Origin of the sequence: Burkholderia sp. Ac-20344 (genome assembly GCF_017104975.1) — a bacterium.
Lineage (GTDB): Bacteria > Pseudomonadota > Gammaproteobacteria > Burkholderiales > Burkholderiaceae > Burkholderia.
In genome coordinates this window covers 41,120-54,852 of the sequence record NZ_JAAGPP010000005.1, presented here as the reverse complement: position 1 = coordinate 54,852, position 13,733 = coordinate 41,120, and the positions used below count along the sequence as shown (strand labels likewise).

The window sequence follows — 13,733 nt, the reverse complement described above, 5'->3', positions numbered from 1 at the left end:
TTCCGGCATGCGACGGGCGCCTTCGGGCGCCCGTTTTTATATGGCATGAACAGCAGCGGCAGAAGCGGAATCAGAACGACGCGCAGGCCGGCACGAGCGTCATGCCGACCGATTGCTGATGGAACCGCTCCGTGTACGCTTGCCGGATCGCGGCGAGCCGCGCACGCGTGTCAGGCGTATCGTCGGCGACGATACGGATCACGAAGCTGTCTTCGCGGGTGACCGCGCCGCTTGCCCGGTCGCGCCACTGGCCGTGCGTGTCCCAGTAGGTGAGGCCGTCGGGGAACCTCGGCGTGACCGTGTCGGCGAGGAACGCCGCGCGTTCCGCATCGGTGACGGGGCCGCGCTCGGCGATGTCGCGCCCGAACAGCAGGTCGGCCTGCAGCATGGGGTGCTCGCCGGGCTGCGTGCAGGCCGACGGTGCGCCGACGACGGGCGAGGGCGGTGCCGCGCAACCGGCGAGCAGCGCGATCGCGATGGCGCCGATCACGGGCGCTGCGCGGCGCCTCCAGGTCGCGGCGCATAGGCGTGGCGGCCGCATCTGCCCATTTCGTGACGATCGACCTTCGCGCGTGCAAAACGCTGCGCGCTCAACTACTTGCATGCTTGTGCGGCGGGTTATCAACAGGGCTGTCAACATAATCTGGGGATAACCCTAGGTTTGTCCACGTGTGCCCGATGCGGGGTCAGGGCTGCAATTTCGCGTGCGCGAGATGCATGCCGAGCGTGCCGGGGTCGGTATTGGTGCCAGACAGCAGCACGCCGACGCGCTTGCCCTGCAGCGTCTCGCGCAGCGGGCCGAGCAGCGCGGCGAGGGCGGCCGCACACGCCGGTTCGACCGACAGTTTCAGTTGCGAGAACAGGAACAGCATCGCCGCGCGCAGCGCGTCATCGGACACGGTGACGATGCGGTCGACGTGGCGCCGGCACAGCTGGTAGCTGTATTCCTCGGTATGCGGCGCCATCAGCGAATCGGCGATCGTCTGCATCGCGCTCATCTTGATCGTGTGATTCGCCGCGAAGCTGCGGCTCATCGCGTCGGCGCCTTCCGGCTCGACGCCATACACGTGCACGCGCGGATTCGCGAGCCGCAGTGCGGTCGCCATCCCGGCCGCGAGCCCGCCGCCGCCGATCGGCACGATCACCGCGTCGAGGTCGGGGGTCTGCGTCGCCCATTCGTAGCCGAGCGTCGCCGTGCCGAGGATCGTGTGATAGCCGTTGAACGGATGAATGAAGAAACGGCCTTCCTCGGCCTCGATCCGCCGGACCATATCGAACGCCTGCGATGCACTGCCGGCCAGCACGACTTCCGCGCGGTACTGCTTGCACTGCGCGATGCGCGCCGGGCTCGCGGTATGGAACATCACGACCTTTGCGCTGCTGCCGAGCCGCATCGCCGCATACGCGACGGCCGCCGCGTGATTGCCGGCCGACACGCAGGTGACGCCCGCGTTCCTGCGCGCCTCGTCGAGCGCGAGCAGGTGCGTGAACGCGCCGCGCGCCTTGAAGCTGCCGCTGACCTGCAGCAACTCGAACTTGAAGTTGACGTGCGTGCCCTCGAGGGATGGCAGGTCGGCGCGTTCGAACACGGGCGTGCGCGCGACCCACGGCGACAACGCGAAATGCTGCGCGGCGATTTCGTCGAGCGTCGGGATCGGCTCGCCGTCGATCGTCGTATGGGCGATGCCCTGTTGTTCAGTCGACATGACGTGGCGGGTGGCGGAGTGGGCCGGCCCGCACACGCGGGCCGGCGTGGCGGGAGGCAGTCAGTGCGCGTCGACCGACATGCTGCGGATGAACTTGCGCAGGAACTGCTCGCAGCCGGCGAGCTGCGCGAGCTCGACATATTCGTTCGGCTTGTGCGCCTGCTCGATGTTGCCGGGCCCGCATACGACGCTCGGGATGCCCGCGCGTTCGAACAGGCCGGCCTCGGTGCCGTAGGCGACCTTGCGCTTGTCCTGGTCGGCCGTCAGCGCGCGCACGAGCTGCGTGATGGCGGCCTGTTCGGTGGCGTCGAGGCCGGGCGCCGCGGCGATCTTCGAGAACTCGATCGCGGCATTCGGATGCTCGCGCAGCATCTGCGGCAGCAGCGTGTCCCGGGCATACGCTTCGATGCGCGTGAAGATCTGCTCGGGATCGAGCGTCGGCAGGTTGCGGAACTCGAAGTCGAACCGGCATTCGGCCGGCACCGTGTTGATCGCGTTGCCGCCCTGGATCGTGCTCGTCTGCGCGGTCGTGAACGGCACGTCGTACAGCGCGTCGAACGGGCCTTCGGCACGGAAGCGGTCGGCGATGTCGCGGATATGGCAGATGAGGCGCGCCGCATACTCGATCGCGTTCAGCCCCTTCGGCGTCAACGACGAATGCGCCGCGTGGCCGCGCACGCAGCAGCGGTATGCATTGATGCCCTTGTGCGCGATGATCGGCCGCATGCTGGTCGGTTCGCCGACGATGCAGCCGGACGGTTGCACGCCGCGCTTGACGAGGTCGGCGATCATCAGCGGCGCACCCGCGCAGCCGATTTCCTCGTCGTAGGACAGCGCGAAATGGATCGGTTTCGCGAGCTTCGTCGCCTGCATCTCGGGCAGCAGCGCGAGCGCCGCGCCGATGAAGCCCTTCATGTCGCAGGTGCCGCGGCCGTACAGGCGGCCGTCGCGGATTTCCGGCGCGAACGGGTTGCTGTCCCATTGCTGGCCGTCGACCGGCACGACGTCGGTATGCCCCGACAGCACGATGCCGCCGTTCGTCGAGCCGTCGTGCGCGGGCACGGTCGCGAACAGGTTTGCCCAGCCTTCGCGCGGATCGTGCGTGATCGTCGAAGCAATGCCTTGCGCGGCGAGCGCGTCGCGCACCGTTTCGATCAGGCCGAGGTTCGGCACGCGGCTCGTCGTGTCCATCGACACCAGTTGCTTGATCCAGGGCAGGCTGACGAGCGACGCGTCGCCTTGGTCGGCGGCGGACGGCGCCGTCGCGTCGAGAGTGGACATGGCAAAACTCCGTCTGATGAATGGGAAAATCATACTCAAAAACGCGTCGGCCCGCCTTCGCCGGACGCGATGCGGTGCAGCAACGCCGCACCCGTCAGTATCGCGTCAGCGCACCGCGGCCGCCGCTCCCTGCTTGGGGCCGAGCGCGCGCAGCGTTTCCTTGATCGTCGACACGCGGATCGCGAGATCGGGCGAGCGTGTCTCGATGCGCAGCTTGTCCTGGCCCGCGAGCTTGATGTGCCGGTGCTTCTGCACCATCTCGATGATCCGCATCGGATCGATCGGCGGATTCGGCTCGAACTGCAGCCCGATCGCGATCTCGCTCGCGTCGATCTTCACGATGCCGAGCGGCTTCGCGGCGATCCGCAGCCGGTGCGTCTCGACGAGCGCGTGCGCCTGCGCCGGCAGCTTGCCGAAGCGGTCGATCAGCTCTTCCTGGATCCCGTCGATTGCATCGCCGTGCTCGCAGTTCGCGAGACGCTTGTACAGCGACAGCCGCTCCTGCACGTCCGCGCAGTAGTCGGCCGGCAGGATCGCCGGCGCATGCAGGTTGATTTCCGTCGTCGCGGCGAGCGGGGCGGTGAGGTCGGGCTCCTTGCCGTTCTTCAGTGCCTTCACCGCGTCGTTCAGCATGTCCGTGTAGAGCTGGAAGCCGATCTCGTGGATCTCGCCCGACTGCTTGTCGCCGAGCACTTCGCCGGTGCCGCGGATCTCGAGGTCGTGCATCGCGAGATAGAAGCCCGAACCGAGTTCCTCCATCTGCTGGATCGCTTCCAGCCGGCGCTGCGCCTGCTTGGTCAGCGCCTGCGGATCGTGGACCAGCAGGTACGCATACGCCTGGTGATGCGAGCGGCCGACGCGGCCGCGCAGCTGGTGAAGCTGTGCGAGGCCGAATTTGTCCGAGCGATGCATGATGATCGTGTTCGCGCTCGGCACGTCGATGCCGGTCTCGATGATGGTCGTGCACAGCAGCACGTTCGCGCGCTGCGCGACGAAATCGCGCATCACCCGTTCGAGTTCGCGCTCGTGCATCTGGCCGTGCGCGATCACGATGCGTGCCTCGGGCACGAGCGCCTCGAGCATCGCCTTGCGGTTCTCGATCGTCTCGACCTCGTTGTGCAGGAAGTACACCTGGCCGCCGCGCTTCAGCTCGCGCAGCATCGCCTCGCGGATCACGCTCTCTTCCTCGCGGCGCACGAAGGTCTTGATCGCGAGCCGCTTCTGCGGCGCGGTCGCGATGACCGAGAAATCGCGCAGCCCTTCGAGCGCCATCCCGAGCGTGCGCGGGATCGGCGTCGCGGTGAGCGTCAGCACGTCGACTTCCGCGCGCAGTGCCTTCAGCGCTTCCTTCTGGCGCACGCCGAAGCGGTGTTCCTCGTCGATGATCACGAGGCCGAGGCGCTTGAACTGCACGTCCGACGACAGCAGCTTGTGCGTGCCGATCACGATGTCGACGCTGCCTTCGTTGATCTGCGCGATCGCCGCGTTGACTTCCTTCGCGGTCTTGAAGCGCGACAGCTCGACGATCCGCACCGGCCAGTCCGCGAAGCGGTCGGCGAAGGTCTGCGTGTGCTGCTCGGCGAGCAGCGTGGTCGGCGACAGCAGCGCGACCTGCTTGCCGCCCAGCACCGCGATGAACGCGGCGCGCAGTGCGACCTCGGTCTTGCCGAAGCCGACGTCGCCGCACACGAGGCGGTCCATCGGCTTGCCGCTCGTCATGTCGCCGATCACGGCCGCGATGGCGGCTGCCTGGTCGGGCGTTTCCTCGAAGCCGAAGCTTTCGGCGAACTTCACGTAGTCGCGCGGATCGAGCGAGAACGCGTGGCCTTCGCGGGCCGCGCGGCGCGCGTACAGGTTCAGCAGCTCGGCGGCCGTATCGCGGATCTGCTGCGCGGCCTTGCGTTTCGCGCGCTCCCACTGGCCGGAACCGAGCGCGTGCAGCGGCGCGCTGTCGGGATCGGCGCCGCTGTAGCGCGAGATCACGTGCAATTGCGCGACGGGCACGTAGAGCTTGCTGTCGCCCGAGTATTCGAGGTGCAGGAATTCGGTCTCGCCTTCGCCGAGATCCATCGACACGAGGCCCATGTAGCGGCCGATGCCGTGCTGCGCGTGGACGACCGGGTCGCCGACCTTCAGCTCCGACAGGTCGCGCACCATCGCGTCGACGTTGCTGGCCTGTTCCTGCCGGCGGCGGCCCGCGCGGCGGCCGAGCGCGCCGTACAGCTCGGTTTCGGTGACGATCGCGTAGCCTTCGCCCGGCACCGCGAAGCCGTTCGCGAGCGGCGCGACGCCGAGTGCGAAGCGTTCATCGCTCTCGAGCCAGCCCGCGAAGTGGTCGTTCGACGCGGGGCGCAGATGGTGTTCGGCGAGCAGTTGCAGGATCGTCTCGCGCCGGCCGGCCGATTCGACGGTCAGCAGGATGCGCTTGCCCGACGATTCGACGAACGTGCGCAGCGACGCGAGCGGATCGTCCGCATGGCGATCGACGGTGAGCTCGGGCAGGGCCGTCGCCCAGCCGCCGGCCGGCTGCGCGGGCAGCACGACGCGTGCGAACGGCTTTGCGAACGCGAAGAAATCCTCGTCGGACAGGAACAGGCGCTGCGGTTCGAGGATCGGCCGCTCGCGATCGTGCGCGAGGAACGCATGGCGCTGCTTCGTATCGGCCGTAAAGCGGCGGATCGACGCCTCGAGATCGCCGGCGAACACGAGGTGTGCGTCCTGCGGCAGGTAGTGGAACAGCGTGGCGGTTTCGTCGAAGAACAGCGGCAGGTAATACTCGATGCCGGCCGACGGCACGCCGTTGCCGATGTCCTTGTAGATCGGCGCGCGGCTCGGGTCGCCTTCGAAGGTCTCGCGCCAGCGGCTGCGGAAGGCCGTGCGCGCGGCTTCGTCGAACGGAAACTCGCGGCCGGGCAGGAGGCGCACGTCGCGCACCGGGTAGAGGCTGCGCTGCGTGTCGGGGTCGAACGCGCGGATCGAGTCGACCTGATCGTCGAACAGGTCGATCCGGTACGGCAGCGGCGAGCCCATCGGGTACAAGTCGATCAGCGAGCCGCGCACGCAGTATTCGCCGGGCCGCACGACCTGGCTCACGTGTTCGTAGCCGGCCAGCGTGAGCTGCGCCTTCAGCTTCGCTTCGTCGAGCCGCTCGCCCTGCGCGAACGCGAACGTGTACGCGGCCATGAACGACGCGGGCGGCATCCGGTACAGCGCGGTGGTCGCGGGCACGAGCAGAATGTCGCAGCGGCCCTCGCCGAGATCGTGCAGCGTCGCGAGACGCTCGGAGACGAGATCCTGGTGCGGCGAGAACGTGTCGTACGGCAGCGTTTCCCAGTCCGGCAGCAGGCGTACGCGCGCGTCGGGCGAGAAGTAGCGGATTTCCTGAGAGAGCCGCTGCGCGTCGACCGCGTTCGCGCAGATCACCGCGAGGAGCGGCACGTCCTGGCGGTTGTCGGCGAGATAACGGGCGATGGCGAGCGCGTCGGCGGAACCATGCGCGCCGTCGAAGGCGAAGCGCTGGCCGGATTTGACGCGGGCAACGGGCGAGGCGGACGGGGTGGAAGCGTTATCTGGCATAGGGACGACAGGGGTGGCGTGCACGGGCGCATCACGGTGCGCCGGTCGAGACGAAAGACCTATTATAAAATCCGCTTCTCGATTTCATCTTTCCGGCGTTTCCCTTCGTGACTCCCCGACTTTTCGCCCTGATTCCCTGTGCCGGCACGGGCAGCCGCTCCGGTTCGGCCGTGCCGAAGCAATACCGCACGCTGGCCGGCCGCGCGCTGCTGCACTACACGCTCGCCGCGTTCGACGCGTGCAGCGAATTCGCGCAGACCCTCGTCGTGCTTGCGCCCGACGATTCCCATTTCGACGCGCGCCGCTTCGCGGGCCTGCGCTTCGCGGTGCGCCGCTGCGGCGGCGGCTCGCGCCAGGCGTCGGTGCTGAACGGGCTGCTCGAGCTGGCCGAGTTCGGCGCGACCGACCACGACTGGGTGCTCGTGCACGACGCCGCGCGCCCGGGCATCACGCCGGAGCTGATCCGCACGCTGGTGGCGACGCTGAAGGACGATCCGGTCGGCGGCATCGTCGCGCTGCCGGTGGCCGATACGCTCAAGCGCGTGCCGGCCGGCGGCGACGCGATTGCGCGCACCGAGTCGCGCGACGCGCTCTGGCAGGCGCAGACGCCGCAGATGTTCCGCATCGGCATGCTGCGCGAGGCGATCCTGCGCGCGCAGCGCGAAGGGCACGACCTGACCGACGAAGCGAGCGCGATCGAATGGGCCGGCCATACGCCGCGCGTCGTGCAGGGCAGCCTGCGCAATTTCAAGGTCACGTATCCGGAAGACTTCGCGCTCGCGGAAGCGATCCTCGCGCGCCCCGCGAACGCTTCCTGACATTCACCCCCTCTCAATCGGAACACGCATGGATTTCAGAATCGGACAAGGCTACGACGTGCACCAGCTCGTCGAGGGGCGCCCCCTCATCATCGGCGGCGTGACGATTCCGTACGAACGCGGCCTGCTCGGCCACTCGGACGCGGACGTGCTGCTGCACGCGATCACCGACGCGCTGTTCGGCGCGGCGGCGCTCGGCGACATCGGCCGCCATTTTTCCGACACGGACGCGGCATTCAAGGGCGCCGACAGCCGCGTGCTGCTGCGCGAGTGCGCCGCACGCATCAAGGCGGCCGGCTTCACGATCCAGAACGTGGACACCACCGTGATCGCCCAGGCGCCGAAGCTGGCACCGCATATCGACGGGATGCGTGCGAACATCGCGGCCGATCTCGGGCTGCCGCTCGATCGCGTGAACGTGAAGGCGAAGACCAACGAGAAGCTCGGCTATCTCGGCCGCGGCGAGGGAATCGAGGCACAGGCCGCCGCGCTGCTGGTGAAGCAGGGCGGCTGAGGCCCGGCTGCGGCGCGCGGTTCGCCCGGCGCGCCGCGGAAACGAAAATGCCACGCGGATGCGTGGCATTTTCGTTTGGAGCGGCTACCGGGCCGGCGCGGCTGCCGGCCGGGTGGAGTAACCGCTCATTCGCCTTCTGCGGCGATCACTTGCGCGGCGGCGTTGATCACCGATGCGATGCGGCCGACGTCGCGCAGCTGCGTGACGGTCATCCCTTGCTCGTTCTTCAGCAGCGCATAGTGCGACTTCACGCAGAAGTGGCACTTGCCGACGATCGACGCGGCGAGCGCATACATTTCGAACTTGCGCTTGTCGACGCCGCCGTGCGTCGCATACGCGCCCATCCGCAGCTCGGCGCGTTGCGTCTTCAGGTCGGCATCGTCGGCCATCTCGACATACGGATACCAGGTGTTGTTCATCCCCATCAGCGCGGCCGCCGTCAGCACGGCGTTCGTCTCTTCGGGCGACAGGACGCCGGCTTCGCGGATCGTCTTGATGAGCACCGTGCTCTTCGCTGCGATTGCGGCAGCCAGCGCGACGCCGACCGCGTCGGTGCCTTCGAGCGACGAGCGCGAGATCGTGCCGTCGAGGTTCAGGCGAATGTCCTTCGCGTAGTCGGGGATACGCGCCTTAATCGAGTCGATGAATTCCATTGATTTCTCCTATGGGTTGGCCGTTAAAAAAGCCCGCAGGCAGGACGTGCGCCGCGGGCTTCGTGCATCGATGCGCTTACAGCGTTGCGCCGCCGACTGCACGGTTGCACGGGCACAGTTCGTCCGTTTGCAGGCCGTCCAGAATCCGCAGGACTTCTTCCGGGCTGCGGCCGACGTTCAGGTTGTTCACCGAAACGTGCTGGATCGTGTTGTCCGGATCGACGATGAACGTTGCACGCAGGGCCACGCCGGCTTCCTTGTCGCGCACGCCGAGCTGGTCGATCAGCTCGCCCTTGACGTCACCGAACGAGTAGTGGTTCAGCTTGTCGAGGTCCTTGTGCTCACGGCGCCATGCGAGCTTGACGAATTCGTTGTCCGAGCTGCCGCCCAGCAGGATCGCATCGCGCTCTTCGAACTGCTTCGTGAGCTTCGCGAACTCGACGATTTCCGTCGGGCACACGAACGTGAAATCCTTCGGATAGAAGTAGATGATCTTCCACTTGCCCGGGAACGACGCTTCGGTGACGGTCTCGAATGCCGACTGGCCGTTTTCCTCGTGATTGTTGAAGCCCGGCTTCGCGGCTACGACGGTGAAAGCTTCGAGTTTATCGCCCACGGTTTTCATGCGGATACTCCTGTATGAGTTGGGAAGAAGACTGAGTCAAGCTACCTCGGTGCTGCAACGATGGTGTGACAGCATGGGTAAAACTATAACACTATTAGCAAAACGCTTCAATAGATTTTGACTAACGATCTTCATAGTTTTTTTCAACCGGATCGATAGTGTGAAGGGTGGGGAGCGTGCGCGAGCGCGTCACGCAGTCGCACGTGCCTTGCCGGCGCCGGGGAATTCGAGCGTGACTTCGAGGCCCGCGTCGGGGTTGCGATTGCGCAGGCGCAGCGCGCCGCGATAGCGGCCGACGAGGCGCAGCACGATCGCCATCCCGAGGCCCGTGCCGTCCGCCTTGGTGCGTGCGGTGTCGACGCGGTAGAACGGCCGCATCACGAGCGGCAGTTGATCCTCGGGGATGCCGGGGCCTTCGTCGCTCACCGACAGCTCGACGCGCGCGTGCGACACGCGCGTCTCGAGCGTGATGCGCGACACGCCGTCCTGCTTGCTCTGGCCGTACTTGCGCGCGTTCTCGACGAGGTTGCCGATCACGCGGCGCATGTCGGTTTCGTCGGCTTCGATCACCGCGCTCGGCGCGAGCCGCGTGCGGATCTCGACACCGTCCTCGCCCGACACGCGCGCGGCGACTTCCTGCGCGATCGACGACAGGTCGACGGGCTCCGGCTTGCGTTGCGACGGGCGCGCGTAGTCGATGAACGCCGCGATGATGCGGTCCATCTGTTCGATGTCGTCGACCATCGCGTCCTTGGTCGCCTGGTCGGACGGACTCATCTCGGTTTCGAGCCGCAGCCGCGCGAGCGGTGTGCGCAGGTCGTGCGAGATGCCCGCGAGCATCAGCGCGCGGTCGGCCTCGAGCTGCTCGAGGTCGCGCACCATCTGGTTGAAACTGCGGTTGGTCTCGGCTGCAACGCCCATCCCGCGCTCGGGCAGCAGTTCGGGCGTCTGGCCCGAGCCGATCTGGCGTGCGGCGAGCGCGAGCCGCGAGAACGGCCGGTTCACCAGACTGGTGATGAACGCGGAGCCGAACAGCGACAACGCGAGCGCGAACAGCCCCCAGCCGGCCCACTGCAGACCCGTGACGTTGTCGAGCTGGTCGCGGTCGAGCGCGACCCAGTAATCGTCGTCGTCGATCTTGAAGCTGATCCACACGCCGGGAATGTCGTTGACCGACTGCGCGATCACGGTATCGTCGCCGAGGCGGCTGCGGATGTCGTGTTCGATCAGGCGGTTCAGCGATTCGTCGGGCTGCAGCTTGAACTTGTCGGTCTTCTCGCGCGGGTAAACGCGCACGCCCTCGTTGCTCTCGAGATCCTGCAGCAGCGCGCGCCGCAGATCGGGATCGGAATAGAGCAGGGCGGTGCGCGTGAGCTTCACGATCGCGACGAGCTGCAGCGCGACGCGCTGCGCACGCGGCTCGCGCTCGATCACGCGAAAGCTCTGGAACCACGCGGCGAGACTGACCGAGATCAGCAGCGCGATCAGCAGGAAGGTGCGCCAGAACAGCCCGCCGAACGCGAGCTGCAGGAGGCGCCGGTCGATACGCATGGGACGGGCCGTGGGCGGGCGAAACCGGAAAGGAAAAAGATCAGGCGGCGCCGTCCGGGATGAACACGTAGCCGAGGCCCCAGACGGTCTGGATGAAACGCGGGCTGCCCGGATCCGGTTCGATCAGCTTGCGCAGGCGCGAAATCTGCACGTCGAGGCTGCGGTCGAACACTTCATATTCACGGCCGCGCGCGAGTTCCATCAGCTTCTCGCGCGACAGCGGCTGGCGCGGATGGCGTGCGAACACCTTCAGCACCGAGAATTCGCCGGTGGTGAGCGGAATTTCCTGGCCGGACTTCGTCAGCGTGCGCGTCGCGAGGTTCAGCGAGAACTCGCCGAACTCGAACACCTCGGTGGTTTCCGACGGCGCGCCCGGCAGTTCGGCCGGCGCCTGGCGGCGCAGCACCGCATGAATGCGCGCGACGAGCTCGCGCGGGTTGAACGGCTTCGGCAGGTAATCGTCGGCGCCCATCTCGAGGCCGACGATGCGATCCACATCTTCGCCCTTCGCGGTGAGCATGATGATCGGCGTGCGGTCGTTGCTGCCGCGCAGGCGGCGGCAGATCGACAGACCGTCTTCGCCCGGGAGCATCAGGTCGAGCACGAGCAGGTCGAAACGCTCGCGGACCCACAGCTTGTTCATGGCGGTCGCGTTTTCCGCGACGTAGACATTGAAACCCTGCTCGCCGAGATAGCGGCGCAGCAGATCGCGCAGGCGCGGGTCGTCGTCGACGACGAGAATCTTGGAGGGGTTTTTCGTTTCCATGATCGGCATCTTATCGCGAATGGGAATTGACGCACGGCCACGTATTTTCGTGCGTTACAGTCAGTTACAAAATTTACCCGTAGTGTCGCGCGGAGTAAAGGCAGGCTATAGAGATTCCTTTACTCGAAGCCGAAATTCGGTAGATACTCCCCTGCACTCCATCTTTCATCTTTGCACACCCGAATTCCGCAGGGTTTTTCAAGTACCAGAGGTAACCGGTTGCCGCGTGACGAAGGGAACAAATCGACCAAAGAAGCGAGGACGGTCATGCGATCTGCCCGGATTGCACTGATGCTGACGATCGCGCTTGCCGGTCCGTATGCGTCGAACTTCGCGTATGCGCAGCGTCCCGAGCAGGGCGCACCGTCGCGCAAGCTGCCGCGCGGCAAAGCGCCGCAGTCCGATCGTACCGCCGAGATGACGGTCCGTTCCGCCGTGCCTCCCGATCTCGAACAGCACCGCCGCGACGGGCACATGACGCCCGAGGAGCGCCACCTTTTGCGCCAGCACATCGAGGACGCCGTTCGCGAGCTGTACAAGCGCTGACGCGCCGTCTTTCGCCCTGTGCGGAATCCATCGCACGGAAAAGATTCGTAGCAATTTTTCCGTCAACTTTCGCCTGCCGATTGCCGTTGTACCGGCATCCGCACCGCCGGTGCGTTCCGGGAGTCCATGACGATGAAAGCGAACGCTGCCGCACTGGCGCCGTCGCCCGCCATGCAGTCGCCGCTCGATGCCGACGATGCATTGTTTTTCCTGAGTCGTACCGGTTTTTCTCCCGCGCCCGCCGACGTCGCGCGCATCGTCGGCATGACGCGCGCGCAGGTCGTGGCCGACACGCTCGGCAGTGTTCGCCGCGACCCCGTCACGACGTGGCCCGACTGGATCGCCGAGCTGCCGCCGACGCGCGCGCAGCGCCAGGCGCTGACCCCCGACATGCGGCGCGACGAGCAGCGCGAGCGCAACATTCGGTACGATGCGCTGCGTGCGGCGTGGGTCAACGAGATGGTCGTCACGCCGTCGCCGCTGACCGAGCGCATGACGCTGTTCTGGCACGGGCACTTCACGTCGGGGCAGGACAAGGTGCCTTACCCGCAGACGATGGCCGCGCAGAACGCGCTGTTTCGCCGCGAGGCGCTCGGCAACTTCGGCGTACTGCTGCACGCGGTCGCGAAGGATCCGGCGATGCTGCAGTACCTCGACGGCGCGAGCAACCGCAAGGGGCGCCCGAACGAGAATTTCGCGCGCGAGGTGATGGAGCTGTTCACGCTCGGCGAAGGGCATTACACGCAATACGACGTGACCGAAGCCGCGCGCGCGATGACGGGCTGGACGATCGATCCCGATACGCTGCGCTTCGCGGTGCGGCCGGAATGGCACGATGCGGGCGACAAGACGATCCTCGGCGAAACGGGACCGTTCGATGGCAACGGCTTTCTCGACATCCTGCTGAAGCGGCCCGGCACCGCGCGCTTCATCGCCGGCAAGCTGTGGCGCGAGTTCGTGTCGGATACGCCCGATCCGGGCGCGCTCGATGCGGTGGCCGAACGGTTTCGTTCGAGCGGCTACGACATTCGCGCGGCGCTCGCCGCACTGTGGTCGACCGACGCCTTCTGGGAGCCGCGCAACCGCGGTGTGCTCGTCAAGTCGCCGGCGGAATTCGTCGTCGGCTCGGTGCGGCTGTTCGACGTTTCATACGGCGACCCGCAGATGCTCGCGAACACCGTGCGCACGCTCGGGCAGAACCTGTTCTACCCGCCGAACGTGAAGGGCTGGCCGGGCGGCGCGCTGTGGATCAACAGCACCACGCTGCTCGCGCGCAAGCAGTTCGTCGAGCAACTGTTCCGCGCGACGGAGACGGCCGGCATGCACCCGCCTGCGCATGCGATGGTGCCGCCGGCGAATGTCCGTGCACACGCGATGCCGGTGGTCGATACGGCGTCCGCCGCCGGCATGCGCGGAACGCCCGCCAGGCCCGCGCGCGCCGGCCTGCGTTTCGACCTCGAACGCTGGCTTGCGCAATATCGCGCACGGCCGCAGGCAATCGCGGGTTTGTCGACCGAGCTTCAGTTGCAGCACGCGGTGCTGCAGCTTTCGCCGGTCGCGGCGATCGACACGGATTCGACCGGCAGCGCATATCTCGAAGCGCTGCTGATGGATCCGGCCTATCAACTGAAATGATTCGAACGACGATGAAGCGGGAAGCCGGTGCGGCAACGGTGCCGGGCGGCGAACCAAAGGAT

Annotated in this window: 12 protein-coding genes; 4 read left to right on the top strand and 8 right to left on the bottom strand. The window is 66.8% G+C overall.

The features are described from left to right. Positions 1–70: 70 nt before the first annotated feature. From G3N64_RS03070 to mfd, 4 genes are all read right to left on the bottom strand, one after another. Positions 71–541: a DUF3574 domain-containing protein gene (locus G3N64_RS03070; protein WP_241020741.1), complete on the bottom strand. Its 471-nt coding sequence runs from the start codon at positions 539–541 to the stop codon at positions 71–73. 145 nt (positions 542–686) lie between these two features. Continuing rightward, positions 687–1,706, bottom strand: a complete 1,020-nt coding sequence (locus G3N64_RS03065) for a threonine/serine dehydratase (protein WP_205782281.1) — start codon at positions 1,704–1,706, stop codon at positions 687–689. Between the two features lie 60 nt (positions 1,707–1,766). Continuing rightward, positions 1,767–2,987: an acetylornithine deacetylase gene (gene argE / locus G3N64_RS03060; RefSeq protein WP_205782280.1), complete on the bottom strand. Its 1,221-nt coding sequence runs from the start codon at positions 2,985–2,987 to the stop codon at positions 1,767–1,769. Positions 2,988–3,092: 105 nt separating this feature from the next. Then, the gene (gene mfd / locus G3N64_RS03055) at positions 3,093–6,563 is read right to left on the bottom strand and encodes a transcription-repair coupling factor (protein WP_205782279.1); all 3,471 of its coding nucleotides are present in this window, start codon (positions 6,561–6,563) and stop codon (positions 3,093–3,095) included. Between the two features lie 107 nt (positions 6,564–6,670). Here mfd and ispD point away from each other — a divergent pair, with 107 nt between their 5' ends. Together ispD and ispF are read left to right on the top strand one after the other, a co-directional pair. Then, the gene (gene ispD, locus G3N64_RS03050; RefSeq protein ID WP_034201609.1) at positions 6,671–7,381 is read left to right on the top strand and encodes a 2-C-methyl-D-erythritol 4-phosphate cytidylyltransferase; all 711 of its coding nucleotides are present in this window, start codon (positions 6,671–6,673) and stop codon (positions 7,379–7,381) included. A gap of 28 nt (positions 7,382–7,409) precedes the next feature. Then, positions 7,410–7,895, top strand: coding sequence for a 2-C-methyl-D-erythritol 2,4-cyclodiphosphate synthase (gene ispF, locus G3N64_RS03045; protein WP_124594416.1), 486 nt, complete (start codon positions 7,410–7,412; stop codon positions 7,893–7,895). A 125-nt stretch (positions 7,896–8,020) separates the two neighbouring features. Here the strand turns inward: ispF and G3N64_RS03040 are convergent, their stop codons facing one another. The 4 genes from G3N64_RS03040 to ompR form a co-directional block, all read right to left on the bottom strand. Continuing rightward, complete coding sequence (locus tag G3N64_RS03040; protein WP_011352388.1) at positions 8,021–8,548, bottom strand: carboxymuconolactone decarboxylase family protein; 528 nt, start codon at positions 8,546–8,548, stop codon at positions 8,021–8,023. Between the two features lie 76 nt (positions 8,549–8,624). Next, the gene (locus G3N64_RS03035; protein WP_034181176.1) at positions 8,625–9,173 is read right to left on the bottom strand and encodes a peroxiredoxin; all 549 of its coding nucleotides are present in this window, start codon (positions 9,171–9,173) and stop codon (positions 8,625–8,627) included. Positions 9,174–9,362: 189 nt separating this feature from the next. Further along, entirely contained in the window at positions 9,363–10,724 is a 1,362-nt protein-coding gene (locus G3N64_RS03030) for an ATP-binding protein (protein WP_205782278.1), read from the bottom strand. 40 nt (positions 10,725–10,764) lie between these two features. Beyond that, positions 10,765–11,490 (bottom strand): two-component system response regulator OmpR, encoded by a 726-nt coding sequence (ompR, locus tag G3N64_RS03025; protein ID WP_004199523.1) that lies wholly within the window; start codon positions 11,488–11,490, stop codon positions 10,765–10,767. Positions 11,491–11,757: 267 nt separating this feature from the next. On the opposite strand from ompR, the gene G3N64_RS03020 reads away from it, so the two are divergent. Then, positions 11,758–12,036 carry a hypothetical protein gene (locus tag G3N64_RS03020; RefSeq protein ID WP_124450473.1) on the top strand — a complete coding sequence of 93 codons (279 nt, stop codon included), beginning with the start codon at positions 11,758–11,760 and terminating at the stop codon, positions 12,034–12,036. Between the two features lie 132 nt (positions 12,037–12,168). Beyond that, positions 12,169–13,671, top strand: a complete 1,503-nt coding sequence (locus tag G3N64_RS03015) for a DUF1800 domain-containing protein (RefSeq protein ID WP_205782277.1) — start codon at positions 12,169–12,171, stop codon at positions 13,669–13,671. The last annotated feature ends 62 nt before the right edge of the window (positions 13,672–13,733 follow it).